The organism is Aurantibacter sp. UH7 (genome assembly GCF_056839165.1).
The window spans coordinates 119,734-143,254 of record NZ_CM166388.1 but is presented as its reverse complement, the minus strand read 5'-3'; the positions used below and the strand labels follow the sequence as shown (position 1 = coordinate 143,254).

At 33.6% G+C, this 23,521-nt stretch carries 21 protein-coding genes; 3 read left to right on the top strand and 18 right to left on the bottom strand.

Features of this window, described 5'->3' with window-relative positions:
* Nucleotides 1-41: 41 nt before the first annotated feature.
* The 11 genes from UH7x_RS00655 to UH7x_RS00605 all read right to left on the bottom strand — a co-directional run bounded on the left by UH7x_RS00655 (nt 42) and on the right by UH7x_RS00605 (nt 8,643).
* The gene (locus UH7x_RS00655) at nt 42-884 is read right to left on the bottom strand and encodes a universal stress protein (RefSeq protein ID WP_482361794.1); all 843 of its coding nucleotides are present in this window, start codon (nt 882-884) and stop codon (nt 42-44) included.
* A gap of 63 nt (nt 885-947) precedes the next feature.
* The gene (locus tag UH7x_RS00650) at nt 948-1,340 is read right to left on the bottom strand and encodes a hypothetical protein (RefSeq protein ID WP_482361793.1); all 393 of its coding nucleotides are present in this window, start codon (nt 1,338-1,340) and stop codon (nt 948-950) included.
* Complete coding sequence (locus UH7x_RS00645) at nt 1,337-1,756, bottom strand: GreA/GreB family elongation factor (protein ID WP_482361792.1); 420 nt, start codon at nt 1,754-1,756, stop codon at nt 1,337-1,339. Before UH7x_RS00645 ends, UH7x_RS00650 begins: the two co-directional genes overlap by 4 nt.
* 135 nt (nt 1,757-1,891) lie before the next feature.
* The gene (locus UH7x_RS00640) at nt 1,892-2,251 is read right to left on the bottom strand and encodes a hypothetical protein (RefSeq protein WP_482361791.1); all 360 of its coding nucleotides are present in this window, start codon (nt 2,249-2,251) and stop codon (nt 1,892-1,894) included.
* Between the two features lie 179 nt (nt 2,252-2,430).
* Complete coding sequence (locus tag UH7x_RS00635) at nt 2,431-3,756, bottom strand: sigma-54-dependent transcriptional regulator (RefSeq protein ID WP_482361790.1); 1,326 nt, start codon at nt 3,754-3,756, stop codon at nt 2,431-2,433.
* 2 nt (nt 3,757-3,758) lie between these two features.
* Nucleotides 3,759-4,847, bottom strand: coding sequence for a sensor histidine kinase (locus tag UH7x_RS00630; protein ID WP_482361789.1), 1,089 nt, complete (start codon nt 4,845-4,847; stop codon nt 3,759-3,761).
* A 201-nt stretch (nt 4,848-5,048) separates the two neighbouring features.
* Nucleotides 5,049-5,690 (bottom strand): hypothetical protein, encoded by a 642-nt coding sequence (locus UH7x_RS00625; RefSeq protein WP_482361788.1) that lies wholly within the window; start codon nt 5,688-5,690, stop codon nt 5,049-5,051.
* Between the two features lie 94 nt (nt 5,691-5,784).
* Nucleotides 5,785-6,270: a YdeI/OmpD-associated family protein gene (locus UH7x_RS00620; RefSeq protein ID WP_482361787.1), complete on the bottom strand. Its 486-nt coding sequence runs from the start codon at nt 6,268-6,270 to the stop codon at nt 5,785-5,787.
* A 2-nt stretch (nt 6,271-6,272) separates the two neighbouring features.
* Nucleotides 6,273-7,487 (bottom strand): bifunctional alpha/beta hydrolase/OsmC family protein, encoded by a 1,215-nt coding sequence (locus tag UH7x_RS00615; RefSeq protein ID WP_482361786.1) that lies wholly within the window; start codon nt 7,485-7,487, stop codon nt 6,273-6,275.
* Complete coding sequence (locus UH7x_RS00610) at nt 7,468-8,172, bottom strand: DUF2490 domain-containing protein (RefSeq protein ID WP_482361785.1); 705 nt, start codon at nt 8,170-8,172, stop codon at nt 7,468-7,470. The genes UH7x_RS00615 and UH7x_RS00610 overlap by 20 nt, the downstream gene beginning before the upstream one ends.
* Before the next feature lie 93 nt (nt 8,173-8,265).
* Nucleotides 8,266-8,643 carry a hypothetical protein gene (locus UH7x_RS00605; RefSeq protein WP_482361784.1) on the bottom strand — a complete coding sequence of 126 codons (378 nt, stop codon included), beginning with the start codon at nt 8,641-8,643 and terminating at the stop codon, nt 8,266-8,268.
* A 229-nt stretch (nt 8,644-8,872) separates the two neighbouring features.
* Here UH7x_RS00605 and UH7x_RS00600 point away from each other — a divergent pair, with 229 nt between their 5' ends.
* Nucleotides 8,873-10,120 (top strand): MFS transporter, encoded by a 1,248-nt coding sequence (locus UH7x_RS00600; protein WP_482361783.1) that lies wholly within the window; start codon nt 8,873-8,875, stop codon nt 10,118-10,120.
* 7 nt (nt 10,121-10,127) lie between these two features.
* Here the strand turns inward: UH7x_RS00600 and UH7x_RS00595 are convergent, their stop codons facing one another.
* On the bottom strand, nt 10,128-10,895 hold the full coding sequence (locus tag UH7x_RS00595) for a CDP-alcohol phosphatidyltransferase family protein (protein WP_482361782.1): 768 nt from the start codon (nt 10,893-10,895) through the stop codon (nt 10,128-10,130).
* Between the two features lie 112 nt (nt 10,896-11,007).
* Nucleotides 11,008-11,583, bottom strand: a complete 576-nt coding sequence (locus UH7x_RS00590) for a YdeI/OmpD-associated family protein (protein ID WP_482361781.1) — start codon at nt 11,581-11,583, stop codon at nt 11,008-11,010.
* 110 nt (nt 11,584-11,693) lie between these two features.
* On the opposite strand from UH7x_RS00590, the gene UH7x_RS00585 reads away from it, so the two are divergent.
* Nucleotides 11,694-14,705 (top strand): ThuA domain-containing protein, encoded by a 3,012-nt coding sequence (locus UH7x_RS00585; RefSeq protein WP_482361780.1) that lies wholly within the window; start codon nt 11,694-11,696, stop codon nt 14,703-14,705.
* Between the two features lie 91 nt (nt 14,706-14,796).
* Here the strand turns inward: UH7x_RS00585 and UH7x_RS00580 are convergent, their stop codons facing one another.
* The 5 genes from UH7x_RS00580 to UH7x_RS00560 all read right to left on the bottom strand — a co-directional run bounded on the left by UH7x_RS00580 (nt 14,797) and on the right by UH7x_RS00560 (nt 21,611).
* Nucleotides 14,797-15,396 (bottom strand): aminotransferase class IV, encoded by a 600-nt coding sequence (locus tag UH7x_RS00580; protein WP_482361779.1) that lies wholly within the window; start codon nt 15,394-15,396, stop codon nt 14,797-14,799.
* Complete coding sequence (locus UH7x_RS00575; protein WP_482361778.1) at nt 15,380-16,312, bottom strand: aminodeoxychorismate synthase component I; 933 nt, start codon at nt 16,310-16,312, stop codon at nt 15,380-15,382. The genes UH7x_RS00580 and UH7x_RS00575 overlap by 17 nt, the downstream gene beginning before the upstream one ends.
* Before the next feature lie 65 nt (nt 16,313-16,377).
* Nucleotides 16,378-18,006: a M1 family metallopeptidase gene (locus UH7x_RS00570; protein WP_482361777.1), complete on the bottom strand. Its 1,629-nt coding sequence runs from the start codon at nt 18,004-18,006 to the stop codon at nt 16,378-16,380.
* A 149-nt stretch (nt 18,007-18,155) separates the two neighbouring features.
* Nucleotides 18,156-19,346 (bottom strand): enoyl-ACP reductase FabV, encoded by a 1,191-nt coding sequence (gene fabV, locus UH7x_RS00565; protein ID WP_482361776.1) that lies wholly within the window; start codon nt 19,344-19,346, stop codon nt 18,156-18,158.
* A 54-nt stretch (nt 19,347-19,400) separates the two neighbouring features.
* Nucleotides 19,401-21,611 carry a bifunctional alpha,alpha-trehalose-phosphate synthase (UDP-forming)/trehalose-phosphatase gene (locus tag UH7x_RS00560; protein WP_482361775.1) on the bottom strand — a complete coding sequence of 737 codons (2,211 nt, stop codon included), beginning with the start codon at nt 21,609-21,611 and terminating at the stop codon, nt 19,401-19,403.
* Between the two features lie 103 nt (nt 21,612-21,714).
* On the opposite strand from UH7x_RS00560, the gene UH7x_RS00555 reads away from it, so the two are divergent.
* A complete protein-coding gene (locus tag UH7x_RS00555; protein ID WP_482361774.1) occupies nt 21,715-23,517 on the top strand; it encodes a glycoside hydrolase family 15 protein in 1,803 nt (600 codons plus the stop codon).
* Nucleotides 23,518-23,521: the final 4 nt, after the last annotated feature.

Genomic DNA, 23,521 nt, shown 5'->3' with positions numbered 1-23,521 from the left:
GATAGCGTTATATCATAAAGTTTTCTAAAATAATAACTTAGCTATTCGTGTAATGCTAAAACCGGCACATCTTTAAAAAATCCCAAACGTTCTAGGTTTCTTTTTTTAAACCCAAAGGCTTTCCAAAAAGATGGTTTTTTGTTGATGTAACTTATCATGTTACTATGCTTAAGAGCAACAAAACAACTTAATGCTGTTGCTAAGTTTACATTTTGTAGCGTATTGAATTCATGCTCAATTCCTTGAAGATGCTTCTGTAAAAACAATTTATTCTTTTGTTGGTTTTTTGTTAGATTTTTGTTTTTTACCAAGCTTAAAATTTGAACCTTCGCATTAGATATTCTTGCTATTTCGGCCAAAGACCTTACTTTGTTTTCGCTAAAATTCACCTTAAAATTAGTGGTAAAAACAATTTCTTTTAAACCATCTAGACTTACGTTTTTTGGGACAATTATTATCGGACATTTTCTATTATCTTCAATTACTGCCAAAGTGTTTTTACCATATTTACCTTTTTTGCTCGACATGCCTTTAGCCCCCATAACAATCATGTCAACATGAAGTTCTTCTACAATAGTTTTTATGGCGTTTACCAAAATGTTTGGCCTAGACAATACATGAAAACGATGGTTTTTTTGCGTTTCTAGCAAAGACAAACGTGTTAGAATGTCACCAAGACCTTCTTTAGAAGTGTTTTCTGCTATTTTGTTAAACCCTTCATCGGGATCTAAAATTGCGTTGTTATTGCTGCCATACGAATCTTTTAAATAAGTGTTTAAAATGTAGAAATCACATTCGTATTTCTCGAAAAGATTAATTGCATATTGCATGGCATGCCATGAACTTATTGAAAAATCTGTAGGTAATAATATCTTCTTTCCCATAATGTTGTTTTTAAGACATAAAACGGGAGACTTTTTAGGAATTAGAATTATGTCATTAGTAAATTATTTTTTTGCATGTAATAATATATTTGAAAGTACTTTGGATTTAATGTTTCTATATTTTTTTAAATGTTCTAAATATGCATTACGATTCTTTTCATGATTGCTTAAATAATAGGTGTCGCAATGAGCAGAGTCGTCATCGATAGAATTTCTAAGTACACCTTCGTATCTATATAAGGATCCTAGCCTCAATGTATTCTCCCGTCTTATTGAATGTAATTGTTGATACAAATTATAATTGTTTAATAGCTCATCTTCGATATCTAACAAATATTCCAACTCTTCATTCACATACTCTAAATCCTCCGCCCAATAATTAATTTCAGCTTTATCTTTTTTCATAATTGCCTTACTGTCAATTTCTTGTAGATGTAATGATCTTGCTATACTCATAATACCATATTTAGGTTAATATGTTCATTTTCTTGTGCTACCTTCTGTATTGTTAGTTTTTGATTGCCGGCAGGAAATTCCCATAATAAGGTGTCACCTTCACTGTAGCCTATTACTGCAGCACCCATAGGAGTAAGAATCGAAATCTTATTGTTTTTTACATCACTATCAGTTGGCATTACTAATTTAAATGTCTTATTCCACCCATTTTCTGATGCTATGGTAACCGTTGAATTAAATCGAATAACATCTTTCGGCATATCTTCTTCATCTTGAATAAGTGCTAGCTCCATCTCTCCGACTAATTTTTTAACTGAATTACGAAGCGTAGCGTCTTTATAATATCCCGATAGATTCATTAATCTTTTTAAAAGTACATACTCCTTTTTTTCTATTACAATATTTCCGTATTTCATTTTTAGCGCTTTTTTAAGTGATTTACTATATGGCTTAATTATAGTTTAAAAGAAAATCCACCTAACCTATATCATTTATTTGAACGAACTAATAGTGATAGAACGCTAAGTGGATAACCAAAAAAAGCCAAATATCTATTTCGCTCGTAATTCCCCCGAATTAACGGCTGCATAGATATCCGCTTCAACAATTTTATGGCTTCCGAAAAAGCGGTTTCCATCTTTAAGTTTTATTTTAACAGCAGTAGTACCATCTGCTTTTTCTTCTACTGAAGTTATCTCAACTAAATTTCCTTTTATTCGGTTATAACTAGCAATTCCACCACGTTTAATAATGAAATTAGCTCTAGGAAAATCGATATGTTTGTAGGTGTTATTTTCAGGATTTCCAATTGTATAAACATCCCCAACACTTACATTAAGATTTTGGTCTGTTGTGCTTTGCGCATTAATTGTACTAACTGAAAATAAAAGAGCAATTACATATTTAACCATAAGTTATTTTTTAGAGGTTTATATTTTCTCTGAAAAAGCAAATGGTATGCCCATTAAATGAGATTAAAATATCATCATCATAACATACACGTTGTCAGATTGTTAAATAAAATTAAAATTTTAGAGATTATTTCTTGGCGGTGAATATTTCCTCGGTTGGGTAATTATTCCTCAGTCTTTTATTTTAGTTTTTCGCGTAGTGTCTTCCGGTCAATTTGAAGTATTTCGGCAGCTTTGGTCTTGTTGCCTTTGGTGTGCGATAGCACTTTCTGGGCATATTCTTTTTCCATTTCCTTAAGCGAAATAAAACCTTTTTCAGGAAATTCTATTTGAAATTTTAGATGCTCTGGAAGGTCATTTACAGTTACCCTTCCATCACACATAATTACTGCGCGTTGCATTATGTTTTCTAGTTCTCTAATGTTACCGGGCCAATTATATTTGTTTAAGATTTGTAGTGCATCAGTAGCGATTCCCAAAAGTCGGTCTTTATATTCAATACCATATTTTCGTAAAAATTTTTCAACTAAAAGCGGAATATCTGACTTTCGTTCTCGTAGTGGTGGAACATCAATTTCTACCACAGTTAGCCGATAATATAAGTCTTCTCTAAATTTTTTGTTTTTAATATCTTCTAGTAAATTAGAATTGGTTGCTGCTATAATTCTAATATCAACTTTTTCAACTTTTCGCGAACCAACTTTACTAATTTCCTTTTCTTGTAAGGCTCTCAACATTTTGGTTTGTACTGCCAAAGATGCGTTGCCAATTTCATCTAAAAACAAAGTACCACCTTCCGCAGCTTGAAAAAATCCATTTCTATTTTCATCTGCTCCTGTAAATGCTCCTTTTAGGTAGCCAAAAAGTTCGGCCTCCTGTAAGTTTTCAGGAATTGCCCCACAATTTACAGTGATGAAAGGAGCTCGAGAATATTTGCCAGAATAATGAATAGCTCTAGCCACTAATTCTTTCCCAGTACCGCTCTCACCTATTATAAATACTGTTGCTTTATTGTTTTTTACGCGTTCAATAATATTTGTCACTTTATGAAAGGCTGCAGAGGCACCTACCATATCGGCATATAAATTGTTATTTGCATCCGATACTTTTGGTTTATGAATAGCTTTTATACCTCCATGCGCAAGTGCTTTTTCTACTGCAAGTCTTAATTCTTCTTTAGTGAAAGGTTTGGTTAAATAATCTGTAGCGCCCGATTTAATTACCTTTAAAGCGCCATCTACAGATGGATAACCTGTAACAACTAGCTTGTGCATATCGGGATAATGTTCCTCGGAATATTTTAATAATTGAAGTCCATCTACTTCGGGCATTTGAATATCAGTAATTAATAAGTCGATAACCGTATCTTTTAAAATACTGATAGCCTCTTTAACTGAAACTGCTTTAAAAGTATGGTATTCCATGGCCTGCAAATGCCTTTGTAGTAGCTCTAAAATATCGATATCATCATCAACTAATAATATGTTCTCTTTTCGTAATGCCATAGTTACAATTTAGGAAAATCAACTGTGAAAATAGTCCCTTTTGGAGTATTGGGCTTATGCGTTATAGAGCCTTTATGACTATTTAAAATGCCATGGACTACACTTAAACCTAAACCCGAACCTTCACCAATAGGTTTGGTGGTGAAAAAAGGTTCGAAAACTTTATCTTCATTTTTAGAAGGAATTCCTATGCCTTCATCCGCAATATTAATTTGAATGTTCTTAGGCTTCTCAATTACATTAAGTTCTATACGACCATTTTTTGGTGAATAGAAAACCGCATTCATAATTAGGTTAAACAAAACTTGCGTAAGCTGAACGGTATCTGACCTTAATTCAATATTTTCTTTATTAAAGGATTTTATGATTTTTATCCGTTTTTCATGTAGCGAAGGTTGCAATAGTTTTAGGACATTTTCTACAATTGGAATTAACTGGATTGTTTTCATTTCTTGTGGCATTTCACAAGCGAAAAACATTAATTTTTTCACGATTTCGCGACTGAATATTGTATTGTCTATTATTTTTTCTAAATCGCGAACAGCTTGTTTGTCAGCTATTCTATCTTTTAATAATTCTGTAAAACCTAGAATGTTTGCTAGGGGTGTATTAAGCTCGTGTGCTATTCCCGCAGTAATTTCTCCAAGAATATACAGTCGGTCTGTGCGCTCCATTTGTCGCTTTACAGCAATTTCGCTATCACGAATCTGCTTTCTTTCTAATAGATTGCCGACGGCTAAACTTACATTATCTAGTAATGTTTGCTCTTCGGGTAAAAAATCTAAAATGGTGTATTTATCAATTGGGTAGCCAACCTTTATATGACCATCAATTTTGTTGAATACTTTAATCTCCGATTTTAAAAAAACCATTTCGGTATCGAAGTTTTGGGTCATTACAGAATGATTGCCGCTATTTAATAAAACTGCCGTGTCTTTTTCAAATTGCCACGCCTTTTTTAAACAATATATTATAGCGTCTAATGAAGCTTCTAATTGATCATAGTCTGAGTTTACAATAATGGAGGTAACATCATACAAACATGTAAGTTCTTTTATACGTTCTTTTAGTTTTGCTTCAGTCGTTGTCATCGATAAGAGTTATCTCTTCCAAATATCAATAATATATGAATAGCCAAAAACCCAATTTGTGTTAAATAATTCTAAATCAATTAAATAGAATTTTATAGTGGTTTTACACCAAGTTATTGAATTTTATTTAAAAAATAATGGCTGCCAATTGGCAGCCATTTTATATTTTGTTAACTATCCCATTATAGGAGATTTCAAATACTAATCTTTTTGCAATAAAACTTCTGCTTGTACAGCAACATCGCTCCAAGTTTTACTAACACCATCTTTACCAGTATGTAAAGCTTCACAAGCTTTGTTTATAGAAGCTACGGCTGCTAATGCATCCCAGTTTTCAAGTTCCATAACTCCCTTAAAAGTGTAACGGTCGTCTGCTGTTTTTTCTACTTCTAATGGAATATTTCCAGTTTTACCATTTAAAGTAACATCAATAGAACATTTTTCATCAGCTCCAACTTTAAATACACCCGAAATAAGTGAAGTATTTTCCATCACTCCGAAAAAGAATTCAAGAAGTTTTGGATCTCTCGTTCCTGTTGCATCATTCGTAAATAAACTGCTAACTGGAATAGAAAATTCTGTTCCATCAAGTGCTTCTAAGGCAGTAGCACCTGAACTACTATTGGAGATATTGATTTCAGTGAATTTACCACCAACCGGTAATTTCTCCGAAGTTTTATAAGCTGTAAAGCTTACTATAGTTGAATCTTGAACCAAACTAAATTGTTCTGCAGCACCAGCTTCTACCGCTTCCAAATCTTCTTTGGCTTCTTTTTTAGTTTCTTTACAGTTGTATGAGGCTATCAGAACTAGTCCGAGTAGAGCCATTTTAATTGTTTTCATACTTATTTTGTTTTTTTACGGACGATACGTTCGCAATATTATTAATAATAAAGAATCAAAGTTAAGTATTATAAAAAAGCATTTCAAGGTTCAACTAAAATGATTTTAGTAAATCGGGATTATTGCGAATACCTTTTTTTAAGTTCTCACATATTAAAAGTGACTTGTCTATTCTAGTTTGCGAATTTTTGTAGCTTAATATGGCATAAATTAGTCCACGTTTTTTTCCGGCCGTAAAGGATTCAAAAATCTCATTTGCATCAAAATCACTTACCAAAACAGCTTCTAATTCTTCTGGCATTTCAACACCATACTTAGAATTGTCTTCGAAAAGTTGTAATTGAAAGATGTCATTTAGTAAAACACCCAATTCTTGTTGGTATCGTTTTCCAAACATCATGTAGAAGTTGTTGTTTCTTTTTTGGATGGCTGCATGAAATGTTATTTCATTCTCTTTAAAGCGTGCTACAGCTTTTACCCGATTTAATTTTTTCGCTATAAATGGTAGCACAACTTCTTCTGGAAGTTGTAATGCAAAATATTTACCGGTTATTGTAATTTCAAAAACCTTACTTTTCATTACTATATTAAATTAGTAATTACCTGAGTAGCGCTATGCAATGTTTTATGAACCGGACATTTGTCTGCAATCTGTAGTATTCTGTTTTTTTGTTTTTCATCAAGATTCCCTGTCAATTTAATTTCTCTATTGAAAGTGTCAATTTTAGCGCTATCAGATTCGCAATTTTCACAATCTTCTGCATGCGATTTACTATACGATGTATGAACTTCAATATTTTGTAAATCCCATCCTTTTCGTTTAACATACATTTGCACAGTCATTGCGGTACATGCTGAAAGTCCCGCAGAGACAAGCTCATAGGGTGATGGTCCATAATCATTGCCGCCAAACGACTCTGGTTCATCAGCGATCATATTGTGTTTACCTACTTTCATGCTAGTAGTAAATCCATCTTTTTCATCAAGACTTGCAACTACTTGATGTTTAGTTTGTAGTTGATTATTATCTTCAGGGATTTCAACATATCTTTTGGCCCATCCGGCAATTACTTCCCCAGCGTATATAGAATCTTTTTTATTCATCAATAAATGGTCGGCACCATCTAATGAGACAAAACTCTTTGGATGTCTGGCTGCTTGATAGATTTCCTCAGCATTAATTATTCCAACTGTATTGTCTTGCGGAGAATGCATAATTAAAAGTGCCTTTCGTAAATTTTTGGCTACTTCTGGTAAGGAATTTGATTCTAAATCATTTAAAAACTGCTTTTTAATGGTAAAATCTCGTCCGCTTAAATTAACCTTTGCTAGCCCTGTAGTATTTATTTCTGCAAGGTCACTTTTAAATAAATGTTTTACATGAATCGGATTAGAAGGAGCACCTAAAGTTGCAACTGCTTTAATAGATTTAATTTTCTCGGCAGCAAATATTACCGCAGCACCGCCTAGAGAATGACCGACCAATAGGGTAGGAGCTTGATAATTTGTTGAAAGAAAATTGGCTGCAGCAATAAGGTCTTCTATATTTCCGGAGAAATTAGTATCCTCAAAATCTCCTTCACTTTCACCCAGTCCCGTAAAATCGAATCGCAATACTCCAAAACCATTTGCCGTTAATGCCCTGCTAATATTTTTTACTGCAGAAAGATTTTTATTGCATGTAAAGCAATGTGCAAAAATCGCAAAATTATGTGGTTGTTGGTCTAAAGGTAATTCTAACCGACCTTTTAATACTTGGCCTTCTGCATTTTTAAATTTAATTTTCTGAAGATTCATTTGCTTTATTTTTGTTGCTTTTACTTAAGTCGGTATTTATAAAGACACCTATCTGTAAGCGATCAAAATGAGCAGATTTAAAATGATTCTTTAAATATCCAACCTGTAGTGAAACATCTTTATATACATTAAAACCTAATGCTCCGTACAATCTGTTTTGAGAAAATACTTCGTCTTGAAGATTCAAAAATATTTCATCATAGAAATTTAAAAACATAATCTTCGATAATGGTACTGTCACTTGAAGTCTGTATCTAGCCCTATGCTGTGTGTCGTTTCTATCACCAAAATCTAGAAAACGTTGTTCTAATCGGTAGCGATGTTCGAAAGCAACATTAGAAATTTTATTCTTCAATATTAATTGTTCAAATATGCGATGTTCTTTAGAATTTATTTCATCAGGAAATTCCTCAAAAGTACCATCGGTAGTAATATAACCATAACCTCCTGTTGCAATTGCTGTTGGACTTATGTGATAATTTAAACCTGTTCGTAATAGTAATTGATTAAAGTTTTTGCCTTGTTCAAAATAGCGTAGTTGGGCTTCCGTATGAATACTTAATTTATCTGCAATTTTTGTTGTACCAAAATACATATGCCATGAACCTAATTTGTTCTCGCCATTTTCTTGGGCAATTATTTTTGAGCAAAACACTAGGGCAACTATTAAAAAAAAATGTTTCATATAAATGATTAAAAATTAGAATGTGTAATTGATAGTATAGTTTATATTGATGTATTTATGCCTGTATATGCATACATATTAGTCAATGTAATATTAATCTGCGCGTTTCCAAACTTCATTCCAAGTATTGTCTAATCCTATTTGGGTAAGAGTGTTGTCTTCGACTTTCATAGTAAAAGTATAGGTGTTACCAACCATATTAAAGGTGTTTGGATTAGCGTATGTTGTTGTGGTAATAACTTCACCGTCGCTTATTAGATAAGTACCACCATGGTGAAAAATAACTTTTCCAGTCTTAGGATCTGACTGATTTATTTGCCAATGTTTTCCTGTAAAGGATTTGATTCGGTTACCTGTTGCTGAATTAATATCTTCACCACTCAAATTTTCTTGATAAACCCATGTGCCAATCAGTGCCTTAGAAAGATCTTTGTCAGTTGTACTGTCTTGAGCTAAAATAGTAGCACTCATGGTAAGCGATAAAAGCGCAATAAAACAAATTAAAGAACATTTTGAACGGATGTGTAGCATAGCTTTGTTTTATATTATTAAAATATTTTTATTTCTTTAATTCAGAAATTCTTATTTTTTTATCAATCGATTTAAAGATATCAAAAACTTTAAGTTCTATAAAATATAGTTCTCAATATTGGTTTTGCTTACATTTTATACCCACTTATTTTAATTATTTTTATCACTTATGAAACAAAAAGTCAGTTGGTATTATCTTGTTTTACTAATCTTAGCTGGCGAAGCAGTTTTTATTCTTCCTTTTGTTTTGCCGAGAATATTTAGACCTACCGTATTAGAAGTATTTCAGTTGGACAATGTTCAACTAGGATTCTGCTTTTTTGTTTATGGTATTGTTGCTGTTGTATCTTATTTATTTGGTGGACCACTAGCTGATCGTTATCCGCCTCGAAAATTAATGGCAATCGCATTATGGATGACCGCCTTAGGAGGTTTACTTTTCGCAACATTTCCTTCTTATAAAATTCTTAGAATCTTATATGGTTATTGGGGCTTCACTACAATATTCTTGTTTTGGGCACCTATGATAAAAGCAACTAGAGTTTGGGGTGGTTCAGATTCTCAGGGTAGAGCATTCGGGTTTTTAGATGGGGGAAGGGGATTAACAGGTGCTTTGTTTGGCTTATTAGGGGTTTTTGTTTTTTCGTCTTTTATATTAGAAAATGTTGAAGTAGCTACATTAGCTAGTAGACAAATAGCATTTAAAAATGTTATTTATTATTCTTCTGGTATAATAACCATTATAGGTGTTCTGACCTGGTTTTTTATGAAATCAGGAATTGAAGCGAAACAGATACAAATTGAAAAAATCACTACTGAACAAATCGGTATTGTTTTTAAACTACCAGCTGTAAAATTATTGATGGTGATAATTTTATGTGCCTATGTGGGTTATAAGATTACAGATATTCTATCTCAATACGCAAACGAAGTAATGCATTATGATCAAGTGAAATCTGGTCAACTGGGCACCTTTCTTCAATTTCTACGACCGGCAATAGGAATTATAGTAGGTTTAATAATCGACCGCTTTAGAATTTCGCTTAGTTTGGTTTATAGTTTTTCCATCGCTGTTTTAGGAGGTTTGCTATTTGCATCCGGACTAATTGAACCTACAAGCACGGCTTTATTTATGTTATCCGTTATTATTATAGCCATTGGTGTTTATGCCGTACGTGCTTTATATTTTGCGGTAATGGAAGAAGGACAAATTCCTTTAATTTATACAGGAACCGCAGTGGGGTTAATTTCGGTAGTTGGATTTACACCAGATATTTTTGCCGGGTTGGCTTATGGATATTTGTTGGATAAGTATCCGGGTGAGTTGGGTTTTCAATACGTCTTTTTAATGTTAGTTAGTTTTGCGATTATAGGAGGGCTTGCATCAATGAGATATTATAGAATTTATAAAAATTAATAATTGCTTACCTATTGATTAATTTCCGTAACGAAATGAAAACAAAAATTAGAACTGTTATTCCTATAAAAAAAGGAACAATATATTGTTTTAGACCTAGTGCCAACATTACGCCTATAATTAATAATTGGAAACCCAATCCATATATAGAAACTAAGGTCATAAACCAATTTGGTAGCTTTTTACCTTTCGCCGCATTGCTGTCTAACCAATAAATGATACTATCAAATATTCCATATAACAGTTGATATGCTTTATATAAAGTATCCACATTTTTTTGTTTTTCCCCTTTCATTGCAACGGGTACACCTTTTTCAAATATTCTACTTGTGGTATCTCCATTATGCTTGATTCTTAATATAACATGATAATAATTGTATAAAGTTCCTTGCAGTTGTATCCCAAAAAAAGCTAGTAAAGCATAAATAAGGTTACCATTGGTGATATGCCATATACTTAAAATGATTAACAGGTTAAGAATGATATCTGAAATAGAATCTAAATACCTTCCGGTGTAACTCGGTGTGTTTTTTACTCTAGCTAATTCTCCGTCTGCGGCATCTAGAATAGATTTTAAAATCAGAAAGAAAAGTGTAGCCCAGAAACAATGGTTCAAAATACAGACTATTGCAGTGATACCTGCAATAATAAATGATATGGTAACATGTATAGGGGTGAAAGAGGTATCTTTTAAGGCTGTAGCAATGCTTCTTGCAAAGGGTCTGCCATAATCTGATAAATCAATAAATTGTTGTTCTTTAGGTAATTTAGACATGAAGATAGCCAAGAATAGAAAAATCGAAAACGAAAACACGCTGGCCCGATACACTTTTCAAAAGCTCGGCTAAATATAAGGTTAAAAATACGTTTTCATCAAATGAAAAACTTTACCAAATGTCTCTTGACTTTATGTTGTTCGCACAAAGCCGAATAATTTCTTCGATTCGCTTTTCTTTTGTAGCATCGCGTTTAGCCTGATTTAGCCAATATAAATAACCTTTACGCTGGCTATGTGAAAAATTATTAAAGTTTGAAAATGCAGTTGGGTTCTTATCGAAGGCAATTTGTAGGCCTAAAGGAATTACTCCGTTTTCAACATCATCTAAAGCTTTCCACGAGCCGTTGTCTTTTGCAATCTTTATAGAATTTAAGCCACTTTTGTGCATTAACTTCTTAGTAGTAAGTTCTTTAATGTGGTCCTTATTGACTTTGCTCCAAACGCTTTTAGATTTTCTTTGACAGAAATATTGTCGGCGTTTTCCGTCGCCAAGGCTTTTTACTGTACTGTCTATCCAACCATAACAAAGTGCTACCCGTACTGCCTCTTCCCAACGCATACTTTCCATCTTGTGTGCAACCTTGTAAAAAATCAGAAAAATACCCTCTGTCTGCGTATGATTATCATGGAGCCATGTTCTAAATTCTGATTGGTCCTTAAAATAATATTCTTGAGAATCTTTCATTTTTATCAAAATTGTCTATAAAAATACTACTTATAACAGTGCTAATTTGGTAAAAAGGGTCTAGATGCCTTACATTTAGAAATTCAACAAAAACAACTTAATTATATAATATGCGAAAGATACTTTTAGCCATCACATTAGTATTTGGTTTTCTAATTACTTCATGTGGTAATAAGCGTGAGGGAAAACCCAAAGTTTTGGTTTTTTCTAAAACAATGGGTTATAAACATGCCTCCATTCCAACAGGTATTGCGGCAATTCAAAAATTAGGATCGGAAAATGGTTTTGAAGTTGATACAACTAAAAATGCAGAGCTATTTAATGAAGACAATCTAAAGCAATATTCGGCCATTGTTTTTTTAAGTACAACCATGAATGTTTTAGACCATAAGCAAGAAGCAGCATTTGAGCGCTATATTCAGGCTGGTGGTGGTTATGTTGGTGTTCATGCTGCTACAGATACAGAATACGATTGGGGCTGGTACACTAAACTTGTTGGTGCTCAATTTTTGAGTCACCCAGCCGGAACTCCAGAAGCAGATTTTATTATAAAGGATAAGAATTTTATCGCTACAAGACATTTTACTGAAGATGTCTGGCATCGTGCAGACGAGATTTATAATTACAAAAACATTAATCCTGATGTAAATGTTTTAATGACCGTGGATGAATCTACTTATGAAGGAGGAAAAAACGGCGATAACCATCCTTTTGCTTGGTATCACGAATATGATGGTGGTAGAGCATTTTATACCGGTGCTGGTCATACAGATGAGACGTATAGTGAAGACGCTTTTTTAAAGCATTTGTTAGGTGGAATACAGTATGCAATTGGTGAAAATCTTCCTTTAGACTACAGCAAGGCTACAACTCAAATACCACCAGATGTGGATCGTTTCTCAAAAATAACTTTGGCTGAAGGTGTGTTTTTTGAACCTACTGAAATGACGATTTTGTCTAATAATGATGTGATTATTGGACAGAGACGTGGTGAAATTTTAAGATATAACGCTGAAACAGAAGAGGTTACTGAAATTGCAAAACTTGATGTTTATAATAAAACATTAAATACCCCGGGGGTAAATGCTGAAGAAGGATTAATGGGTTTGCAGAAAGATCCTAATTTTGAAACTAATAACTGGATTTATGTTTACTACGCACCATCTGGTGATTTGTCGGTTAATAGGTTATCTAGGTTTCAATATGTAGAAGGAAAGTTTGATGTAGACTCTGAACAAAAAATATTGGATGTGCATTCAGATCGCGAAATTTGTTGTCATACCGGAGGTTCTATAGCTTTTGGTGGAGACGGTTTATTGTATTTGTCGACTGGAGATAATGCAACTCCTTTTAATGAAAAAGGAGAGAAATATGTGAATAATGGATATGCACCATTGAATGACAATCCTGGTCATGAGCAATATGATGCACGAAGATCTTCAGGTAATACCAATGATTTAAGAGGGAAAATACTTCGTATAAAAATGAAGGAAGACGGTAGTTATGATATTCCTGCGGACAATCTTTTTCCTGTTGGAACTGAAAAAACAAGACCAGAAATTTATACCATGGGGCATAGAAACCCATATCGTATTTCTGTAGACCCTAAGAATAATCATTTATTTTGGGGAGAAGTTGGGCCTGATGCCCGTGGAGATTCTCTTGAAACTAGAGGCCCTAGAGGTTACGATGAAATGAATCTTGCCTTAAAAGCAGGTAATTTTGGATGGCCGCTGTTTATTGGAGATAACTTCCCGTATCACGCCTATAATTATGAAACTGGTGAATTTGGTGAAGTTTACGACCCTTTAAAACCCATTAATGATTCTAAGAATAATACAGGTTTGCGAGAATTGCCTCCAACAACTCCAGCATATATTTATTATCCATATGCAGAAACTTCATTATTTCCGCAAGTGGGTACAGGAGGTAGAAATGCCATGGCCGGGCCAACATATTATTCAGATTTGTATCCTAACGGTGGTGAGTTACCTTCCTATTACGACGGTAAAACAATAATTTACGAATGGATGCGAGGTTGGATGATGGCCGTAACATTATTTGAAGATGGTAGTTTTAATAAAATGGAACCTTTTGCATCTGATATTAAGGTTAATAATTTAATTGATGTAGAAATGTCGCCTAGTGGTCGTATGTATTTATTAGAATATGGAAGTGGGTGGTTTTCTGCAAACGAAAATGCGGCTTTAAGTTATATTGAATTTAATGGTGGCAACCGACCTCCAGTTATTGATAAATTGATTGTGGATCATACTTCAGGGAAATTACCATTAACCATTAATGCTAATGTAGCGGCAATGGATCGCGAAGGTGATGCTTTAAGTTATGTGTGGAATTTAGGAAATGGAGAGACCAAAGAAACTTCTGAACCAATGACTTCTCATACCTATGCTGAAGCTGGCGATTACAAAGTTTCCGTAGAAGTTAAAGATAATCAAGGGGAGTCGGCAAGGAGTTCTATTACTACTATTGTAGCTGGAAATTCTAGACCCGTTTTAAACATCGATATAAAGGGTGGAAATTCATCTTTTTACGTGCCAGGACAGTCTGTTAATTACGAGGTCTCTGTTACCGATGCAGAAGGAGAGGAAATAAATCAAGACAATATTTTTGTTTCCGTAGACTATTTAGAAGGTATGGACGAAGTGGCGATGTCTTTAGGTCATCAACAAGTTTCAGCAACAGTTACGGGTAAAGCACTTACGCTTGCCATGGATTGTAAAACTTGTCATAAAGAAGCTGAAGCTTCTATTGGTCCTAATTACAAGGCAGTGGCTAATAAGTACAAAGACGATAAGAAGGCGATGGCTTATTTGCAAAGGAAAATGGCTGAAGGAGGAACAGGTGTTTGGGGTGAAGTTACAATGCCTGCACATCCAAATATTACGTCTGATGAAACCCGTCAGATTGCAACTTATATTTTGTCTTTAAGTGGAGCTGCAAATACAAAAGCCTCATTGCCATCTAAAGGAACTATAAAAGCAGAGAATAGTAAATCTGGTGATTTGATGGTATTAACTGCTAGTTATACTGATAATGGCGCTGAAGGTGCTATACCACTTACAGGTTCTAAATCAATAGTATTAAAGAAGAAGAAATAAACCACTGTTCGGTTTAAAGTCTTGTAGAATCTGTAATAAATTAAAAGAGCATTCGTCTATGGCGGATGCTTTTTTATTTTTAATTAAAATATTACTTTTTAATGTTTTCTATTTTAATATGCTTAGAATCATCTAAATCGTTCATTGCATTTATAAGTTGAAATCCGATATACCGAGGTAAGTCTTCCGTACTAATATCAATTTCTTGAATTCTTTTTTCTGATAAAAGCCGTGAACGACAAGTTCCTTTTAAAAGAGGAGTAGTAGGGGTAAACCATTTTTTGCCATCCGTAAAAACGATGTTAGCGTACGATGCGTCAGTGACCATTCCGTTTTTTATTATAAGAATTTCATCACATTCTTCTTTGCGAGCAACAAGACTATTTAAGTTAGAGCGATTAGCATATTTTAAGTGGTAGTCAAGACTGTCATCAATAACCAGCTTAAGTGTTGTTATTTGCCTAGCCGAATATTTTTCAAACTCATATTTTTTATTTATTTCATTATAGGATACACGTAATTTACAGCTGCCAGACATAAACTGTTCCGGAATAATTAAATCGAAGGCCAATTTTGTTTTAGTCTTTTTGGAATACATTTCTTCATATGAGCGCTCATATCTTTTTTGATGCCATTCAAGATTCTGTATGGTCCCATCTAAAATGCAAATTGTTTCAATTAGTGGGTACATATATTTTTTTTAAGAGTTCTTGGTATTCTTCTTCAGCATTACTTAGCGATGTAATACCACCACCGCTGCGATACCACAGTTTATCCTTATCCTTTTCAATAAATCGAATACTTACGGCACTGTCAATGTTTTGCCCATCATAAATGCCAAAGACGCCGGTGTAATAGCCGCGTTCTTTAATTTCAACTTTAGTAATAATTTCTAAAGTTTTCTTTTTAGGAGCCCCGCTAATAGAACCAGCAGGCAGTAATTTTAAAAATAATTCACTGAAATTGTTACCCCAGTTATCAGGAAGCTTTCCTCTAATTTCTGAACTTGTTTGTAGAATTTCATTTTGCCCAGATTTTATTTTTTCTATATATCTAAACTTTGTTACAGTTACTTCTGAAGCAATCATAGAAAGGTCATTTCGTATTAAATCTACAATTGTATTGTGCTCTCTAATTTCTTTCTGATTATTTAATAAGGTGTTTTCCGCATCTGGTAAATTCGCATCTATAGTACCTTTCATTGGATACGAATAAATAAAACCATCTTTTATTTTCACAAAACATTCTGGTGAGTATACAACAAAATTGTTTTTTGAATATAATTTATATGGCGCTTTTGCCGCATGAAAAATTTCTTCTAAAGTTGCTTCGGTTTCAACAATAGAAGGAAAAGTTAAATTCAATAAAAATGAATTCCCTTTATTAATATTCGTTTGAACTTCATTGAAAGCTTTGGAATATGTGTCTTGCGATAATGGATTGATCTTTAGTTTGATCACTTCCGAAGCTATGGGATTTTTTAAACTATTTGTTTTCCCTTTTATATCATATAAAAAACCTTTTTCTTCAAGTTCTTCTAATGTGAAGGCCAAAGGGTTTTGCATTTTAAAATCAATGATAAATAGAAAAGGAATGCCAGACGACATAAAGTCGTTTACCTTTTTTTCAAATGCAATTAGACGAGTATTAAGAGTATTAATAGTGCGAACTTTTATTTTACCAATTTCGATTCAATATAGAAATTTGGGTCGATTTGGATGTTTGATAAATCGCCTTTTATTTCTTGAGAGCTCCATACTGTGGTCGGTTTAATCCATTCAAATTTACCATCAACACTTAACTTTACCGGCATATTAAACCCATCTACAACATTTGCGTATTTGTACTGTAAGGTATTACCATCAATTTTATATTCTAACAACGGCACTTTGTTCGTTCTTAAATATTGGTCGAAGAACTTTGATAAATCCATTCCCGATTTTTGACTCACATAATTTTCAATTTGCTCCGTAGTTACAGTTTGATGATAAAAATCTTCATTCATATCACGTAATAATTGACGCCACTTTTCATCGTCGTTTATCAATTGACGAATAGTGTGAATCATATTCGCACCTTTCGGATACATGTCTCCGCTACCTCTAGAATTTACATCGTATTTTCCAACAATAGGTTTGTCATTTTTTATGTTTTTTCGAATTCCAATTACATATTCTTCTGCTGCCTTTTTTCCAAAATGATAATCAACATAAAGGTTTTCTGAATACGTAGTAAAACTTTCATGAATCCACATATCGGCGATATCTTTATAGGTTATATTGTTTGCAAACCATTCGTGACCCGCCTCGTGTATAAGTATATAATCGAATTCTAATCCCCAACCAGAACCTGATAAATCACGTCCTAAATAACCATTATTGTACTTATTGCCGTACGTTACTGAGCTTTGATGTTCCATGCCTAAATATGGGACTTCAACTAGTTTAAAACTATCTTCATAAAAAGGGTAGGGGCCAAACCAATGTTCAAAAGCTTGCATCATCATTGGCGACTGTTTAAACTGTTTCTTGGCTTTTTCTAAGTTGTCGCGAAGGACATAATAATCCATATCTAATATGCCTTTTTCTCCGTAAAATTGTTCGCCAAAATGAACATAATCTCCAATATTAACATTAACACCGTAGTTGTTAATAGGACTATCAACAAACCAATGGTAAGTTTTAGTACTGCCATTATCATCAACTCCTCTTAAACGACCATTCGAAACATCCATTAAGTTTTTAGGAACAGCAACGCTTATTAACATACTATCGACTTCGTCGTACATATGGTCTTTATTTGGCCACCAAACACTTGCTCCAAGACCTTGACAAGAAGTAGCGACAAAATGTTTTCCATTATCATCTTTTTTCCAAGAAAAACCACCATCCCATGGAGCACGCACTGCTTCTTTAGGTTTACCTGAATAGTGAACAATGACTTCATTAAATTCGCCTTTTACCTGTTTCTTTTTTAGATGAACGATATGTGCATTACCATTAGAGGTTACCTTAAGCACTTTGCCATCTTGTGTAACTTTCTCAATTTTTAATGGTGGTTGTAAATCTACTTGAAGTAGCTTTTTTTTATTTTCTAAAACCTTATAACGAATTGTATTTGATCCAGATATAAATTTCTCATCGGGCTTTACCTCAATATCTAAATGATAATAATTTAAATCCCACCAAGCTCGCTCTGGTGTTATGCTGCCACGTAAGGTGTCTTGCTTTGTAAACTCTTGCGCATGTAAATTATTCACTACAAGAACTATAAGTATTAAATATAAAATGCTTTTTCTCATCTGCTTAGAATGTATTTTCACTTTTTATTCTTTGGTCTTTAAATTAGACTATTGCTTTATTCTATATTGTTTGGCTTGTGTTTGAAAAATAGCATACTTTAAAATAATACAAGTAAATACATTATATTTTGCAAGAACAATGCCAGTTATTAGCTTTTTATACTAGGTATTGCTACTATTTCATTTGTATCCGACTTATAATCAATATCATCAAAATTAAACCCAAAAAGGTTGAAAAATTCTGTTCGATATCCTTCTAAATCTCCAATTGAAGAAAGTGTTTCTGTTGTTGCTTGTTCCCATAATTTAGAAACTTGCTCTTGAATATCTTCGCGCATTTCCCAATCATCTACACGAATTCTTCCTTCAGCATCTGTTGGTGTTTGATCAACAAATAATCGTTCAGAATATAACCTATGAATTTGTTCTATACACCCTTCTTGTACTCCATTCGCTTTCATAACCTTATATAGTAAAGAAATATAAAGTGGAATAACAGGTATGGCTGAACTTGATTGTGTTACAAGTGCTTTGTTTACAGACACATAGGCTTTTCCATTTAGATCTTTTAGCGAATCGGTAATCGTAAATGCCGTCTTTTCTAAATGATCTTTAGCTTTTCCTATGGTTCCTTTTCTGTATACGGGTTCAGTTAATTTTGGGCCTATATAGGAATATGCAATAGTCTTAAAATTTGGAGAAAGTAAATTTTCTTGTTGTAATGCTTTTATCCATAATTCCCAATCCTCACCACCCATTACGGCAACTGTATTTTTAATATCATCTTCTGTACAAGGTTCAATACTAATCTCCTTGACTTCACCTGTGTGAAAATCCACGGTTTTATTTGTGTACTTTTCACCAATTGGTTTTAATGTTGATTTATAGCGAACACCCGTATCAGGATGCGTTTTTACAGGTGAAGCTAAACTATAGACTAACATGTCTATTTCACCAAGATCTTCTTTAATTAATGCAATTGTTTCATTTTTTATGGCATGAGAAAATGCATCCCCATTTATACTTTTGGCATATATTCCTTCTTTATTGGCCTCTTTTTCAAAAGCAGCAGTATTGTACCAACCTGAAGAAGCTGTTCTTCCTTCAGAGGGCGGCTTTTCAAAAAAAACTCCAATGGTTGATGCATTTGAACCAAAAGCACTCGCTATTCTTGATGCCAAGCCAAAGCCAGTTGAAGCTCCAATTACAAGGACTTTTTTTGCGCCTTCAATTTTTCCCTTAGATTTTATATAGTCTATTTGATTTGATACACTCTTAGCACAGCCATCTGGATGTGAAGTTATGCAGATAAATCCGCGAGTTCTTGGTTCTATGATCATTTAGTGTTATAATTTTTTAATTATTTGCCAAAGCTAAAAGTTTAATTGGATGTATCATGCTTTTATAAAAGCTTTTAATAAGGTTCGTACTTTATTAGTATCTTCTACAAAATATTTAGCAGATGTTTTTTGTCTGCCTACCTTTACAGTCACTGTATCTCCTGGAAGTTCTTGAAACATAAATTCATCGGTCCAGTCATCTCCAATGGCAAAAACGAAGTCGTATTGTCCTTCACCCAACATGCGCATGGAGGCTCTGCCTTTGTTTACATTGCTACTTTTTACTTCCATTACTTTATTGCCATTTAGAACACTTAGGTCATCAGTACCAATTAAACTTGTAAGAACCGTTGACAGTTCTGTTGCTCTTAAACTGCCAAAGTCGGGATCTGTTTTGCGGTAATGCCAAGCTAACGAATAATTTTTTTCTTCAATAAAACTTCCTGGTGTACGGTCTACAAAAGATTCCAATACGGGTCGTATTTTTTCCATCCAATCATTTTTGACGTTTTCTAAGAGCTTAAACTTTTCGCCACCTTTAGAAATCCATACACCGTGCTCAACAATCATGTTATATTCTTTATGAACAAACCACTTGGTAAATGTATCCTTATCTCTACCGCTTATTAAAAATAGTTCGGTACCTTCTTGGTTGTGAAGCGTATCTAATAAATCGTACAATTCTTCATCCGGGCCAGCTTTTTGTGGATCATTATGAAAGCCTGCCAATGTACCATCATAATCTAAGAATAATAAACGCTTTTTAGCTTTTGAATAATCTTCTACAATTGAAGCTAATCGTACATCAGTAATTCGAGTTGAAACATTTGCAGCTTCTCGGTCCCGTTGTTCTTTTAATGAGGTCATAAAATCATTGGCCCATCGTTCTACATTATAACGTTCTAAACGTTGCTGTAATAGTCCGTTTCTTTCTTGCTGTTCTTCAATAGGCATATTTATAGCCTCATTAATCGCATCTGCAATTTGTTCGAAATTATTCGGATTAATCAGGAGTGATTCGTTCATCTCATTAGCAGATCCGGCCATTTCACTTAAAATCAACACTCCAGTTTTGTCGGTTCTGGTTGCTATATATTCTTTTGCGACCAAATTCATGCCATCGCGTAGTGGTGTTAACCATGCAATATCACTAGAAGTGTAAAGGTCAATTAAATTATCAAACGGCATTGAGCGATAAAAATACCAAATGGGTGTCCAACTAACTGTCGAAAATTCACCATTTATACGCCCAACTAACTCATCAATTTCTTTTTTTAATAATTGATATTGTGGAACATTCGATCGTGATGGAACGGCCAAAATTATCAATCGTACTTTTTCTTTATACTGTGGATATTTATTTAAAAAATATTCAAAAGCATTTAATCGTTTTGCGATTCCTTTCGAATAATCTAATCGATCTATGGAGAGTAAAAACTTATTGTCAGGATCAGATACTTTATGTGAATTAAGTCTTTTTTGTAATTCTGAAACTTCATTTGGACCTCGTTTGGCATGCTCTTCGGCGGCACCTCTAAACTTTTTGTAGTCTATTCCCATCGGAAAGGAATCAACTTTTATTATTCGATTTCCTAAATAGATATCATTAAAACTTACTTCTAGTCCGAGTAATCTACGTACCGAACTTAAAAAATGTCTTTCGTAATCATAGATGTGAAAACCAATTAAATCGGATCCTAATAAGCCACGTAAAACTTCTTCACGCCACGGCATAGTTCTAAAAATTTCAAAAGAAGGAAACGGAATATGTAAAAAGAATCCGATAGAAATATTTGGGCGTTTTTCACGCACCATTTGCGGAACTAACATTAATTGATAATCATGTACCCATATGGTATCGTCATCTCCAGCTTTTTCTAAAATAGCATCGGCGAATTTCTGATTTACTGCTTTATAGGTGTTCCAACTATCAAGTTCAAATTCTGAATATTCTAAGAAATAGTGAAACAAAGGCCAAATAGTTCTATTACTAAAACCGTAATAAAAGCCGTCAACTTCATCGGCAGTTAGTCTTACTTTAGAAGAGCCATGTTTCGCCAAGGCTTCGTCAATTTCATCGGAAAGCTCATCAGGAATTTCTTCATCAGTCAATCCACTCCAGCCAATCCATAGACTATCGCCGCTAGAATGTACAGATTTCATTCCTGTGGCTAAACCACCAACACTTGGCACTGCAGTTATGCCCCCATTGCTAATTTGTAATTGAACTGGTAGTCTATTTGAGATTATGATAGTTTTACTCATATTTTGTAAGTTTTTGACCGCTATTAAATTCTTTGTCTTTAAATTTCGACAAATTGAAGCGCAAAACCAATTGTTAAACAGATTGAATAGATATTTTTATTGAATGGATAATTTAGACTACGGAATAATAGGAAATTGTAGAAGTGCAGCATTAGTTTCAAAAACAGGAAGTATTGATTGGTGTTGTTTGCCAGAATTTGATTCTTCTTCTGTTTTGGCAAAACTGCTAGATGAAGAAATAGGAGGTAGTTTTGAAATTGTGGTAGACAATAGTTATACAATTACGCAACGGTATAAAAAACATACAGCTTTATTAATTACTAAATTCTCTGATGGTGAAAATATATTTGAGATACGTGATTTTATGCCGCGTTATCATAAAGAAGATGGAAGTTATCATTCTCCTCCAGAACTAGTAAGATATGTACGTCATATATCTGGAAGGCCTAAGTTTAGTGTTAAATATGATCCTAAATTGGAATATGCAGCTGGTAAGACAGAAACTTTTGTTAAGCATAATTTTGTCGCAAGTTTAACGCATGGCGATAAGTTTGATACTGTATTTCTATATACTTCATTCAATAAGAATGCTGTAGTAGAAGGTAGAGAAATTGAAGTAAAAAAAGATGGATACTTCTTAATGGGTTACAATGAGAAGATTCTTCTGCCCAATACTAAGAGCATATATCTTGAATTAGAGCGTACAAAAGTGTATTGGTTAAATTGGAGCTCCACGACACCTACGTATAGAAAATATAACGCGGAAATTAGTCGTAGTGCAATTACTTTAAAACTGTTGAGCTATGATAAAACAGGAGCTGTATTGGCCGCAGCCACTACTTCACTTCCAGAAACGATTGGAGAAGTAAGAAATTGGGACTACCGTTTTTGCTGGATTCGCGATGCGTCTATGGTGGTAAGAGTTATTTCTGAATTAGGACATAAGAATGTAGCTCGTAGATATTTGCAGTTTATTATTGATTTAATTCCTGATAAGGATGAGAAATTGCAAATAATGTACGGCATTAATAAGGAGAAAAAACTAACCGAAGAAACGCTTGAACATTTGGCAGGTTATAAAGGATCAAAACCTGTGAGAGTAGGAAATGCCGCTTATGCACAAAAGCAAAATGATATCTATGGCATATTAATGGATGTTATTTACACCCAATTAGTAAAGTTTAATATAGATATAGAAAATGGAGAGGAACTTTGGAGTATTACAAAAGGTATCGTTTGGATTGTATCTAAGCATTGGCAAGAACCTGATAAAGGTATTTGGGAGTTTAGAGCAGAAGACCGCCATTTTACGTTCTCAAAGGTTTTGTGTTGGGTTGCTATAGATAGAGCGATAAAAGTTGCACGAATCTTTAAAAAGACACGAAAAGTAGAAAAGTGGCAGGAACTTGAGCAGCAAATAAGAGAAGATATTCATGCAAATGCCTGGAATCCTAAAGTAAAATCATTTGTACAATCATATGGTTCTGATGATTTAGATGCGTCTGTTTTGTTAATGGAATCGTACGGTTTTATTCCTGCAAGAGATCCAAAATTTGTAAGTACGGTTAAAGCAATTGAAAAAGATTTAAATAATGACGGACTGCTTTATCGTTATAAAAATGAAGATGATTTTGGGTTACCCTCATCATCTTTTACCATTTGTACATTTTGGTTTATAAATAGCTTGTATAAAATAGGTGAGGAGGAAAAAGCAATGAAGTATTTTGATCAACTCTTAAGTTACAGTAATCATTTGGGTCTTTTTAGTGAAGATGTAGATTTTAAAACTAAAAGATTATTGGGGAATTTCCCTCAGGCGTATTCACATTTAGCTCTTATAGAATGTGCTATTTTATTTTCTAATAAAAATTCTGATGAATCGATATTAGAATCGATACGTGAGTAATAAA

Coding starts and splice junctions, on each gene's coding strand:
- fabV (WP_482361776.1), bottom strand. CDS start 19,346: ATGATCATAGAACCAAGAACTCGCGGATTTATCTGCATAACTTCACAT.
- UH7x_RS00640 (WP_482361791.1), bottom strand. CDS start 2,251: ATGGTTAAATATGTAATTGCTCTTTTATTTTCAGTTAGTACAATTAAT.
- UH7x_RS00560 (WP_482361775.1), bottom strand. CDS start 21,611: ATGAGTAAAACTATCATAATCTCAAATAGACTACCAGTTCAATTACAA.
- UH7x_RS00610 (WP_482361785.1), bottom strand. CDS start 8,172: ATGAAACATTTTTTTTTAATAGTTGCCCTAGTGTTTTGCTCAAAAATA.
- UH7x_RS00655 (WP_482361794.1), bottom strand. CDS start 884: ATGGGAAAGAAGATATTATTACCTACAGATTTTTCAATAAGTTCATGG.
- UH7x_RS00630 (WP_482361789.1), bottom strand. CDS start 4,847: ATGACAACGACTGAAGCAAAACTAAAAGAACGTATAAAAGAACTTACA.
- UH7x_RS00590 (WP_482361781.1), bottom strand. CDS start 11,583: ATGAAAGATTCTCAAGAATATTATTTTAAGGACCAATCAGAATTTAGA.
- UH7x_RS00625 (WP_482361788.1), bottom strand. CDS start 5,690: ATGAAAACAATTAAAATGGCTCTACTCGGACTAGTTCTGATAGCCTCA.
- UH7x_RS00555 (WP_482361774.1), top strand. CDS start 21,715: ATGGATAATTTAGACTACGGAATAATAGGAAATTGTAGAAGTGCAGCA.
- UH7x_RS00580 (WP_482361779.1), bottom strand. CDS start 15,396: ATGTACCCACTAATTGAAACAATTTGCATTTTAGATGGGACCATACAG.
- UH7x_RS00635 (WP_482361790.1), bottom strand. CDS start 3,756: ATGGCATTACGAAAAGAGAACATATTATTAGTTGATGATGATATCGAT.
- UH7x_RS00575 (WP_482361778.1), bottom strand. CDS start 16,312: ATGTCGTCTGGCATTCCTTTTCTATTTATCATTGATTTTAAAATGCAA.
- UH7x_RS00585 (WP_482361780.1), top strand. CDS start 11,694: ATGCGAAAGATACTTTTAGCCATCACATTAGTATTTGGTTTTCTAATT.
- UH7x_RS00650 (WP_482361793.1), bottom strand. CDS start 1,340: ATGAGTATAGCAAGATCATTACATCTACAAGAAATTGACAGTAAGGCA.
- UH7x_RS00570 (WP_482361777.1), bottom strand. CDS start 18,006: ATGAGAAAAAGCATTTTATATTTAATACTTATAGTTCTTGTAGTGAAT.
- UH7x_RS00620 (WP_482361787.1), bottom strand. CDS start 6,270: ATGAAAAGTAAGGTTTTTGAAATTACAATAACCGGTAAATATTTTGCA.
- UH7x_RS00615 (WP_482361786.1), bottom strand. CDS start 7,487: ATGAATCTTCAGAAAATTAAATTTAAAAATGCAGAAGGCCAAGTATTA.
- UH7x_RS00645 (WP_482361792.1), bottom strand. CDS start 1,756: ATGAAATACGGAAATATTGTAATAGAAAAAAAGGAGTATGTACTTTTA.
- UH7x_RS00595 (WP_482361782.1), bottom strand. CDS start 10,895: ATGTCTAAATTACCTAAAGAACAACAATTTATTGATTTATCAGATTAT.
- UH7x_RS00605 (WP_482361784.1), bottom strand. CDS start 8,643: ATGAGTGCTACTATTTTAGCTCAAGACAGTACAACTGACAAAGATCTT.
- UH7x_RS00600 (WP_482361783.1), top strand. CDS start 8,873: ATGAAACAAAAAGTCAGTTGGTATTATCTTGTTTTACTAATCTTAGCT.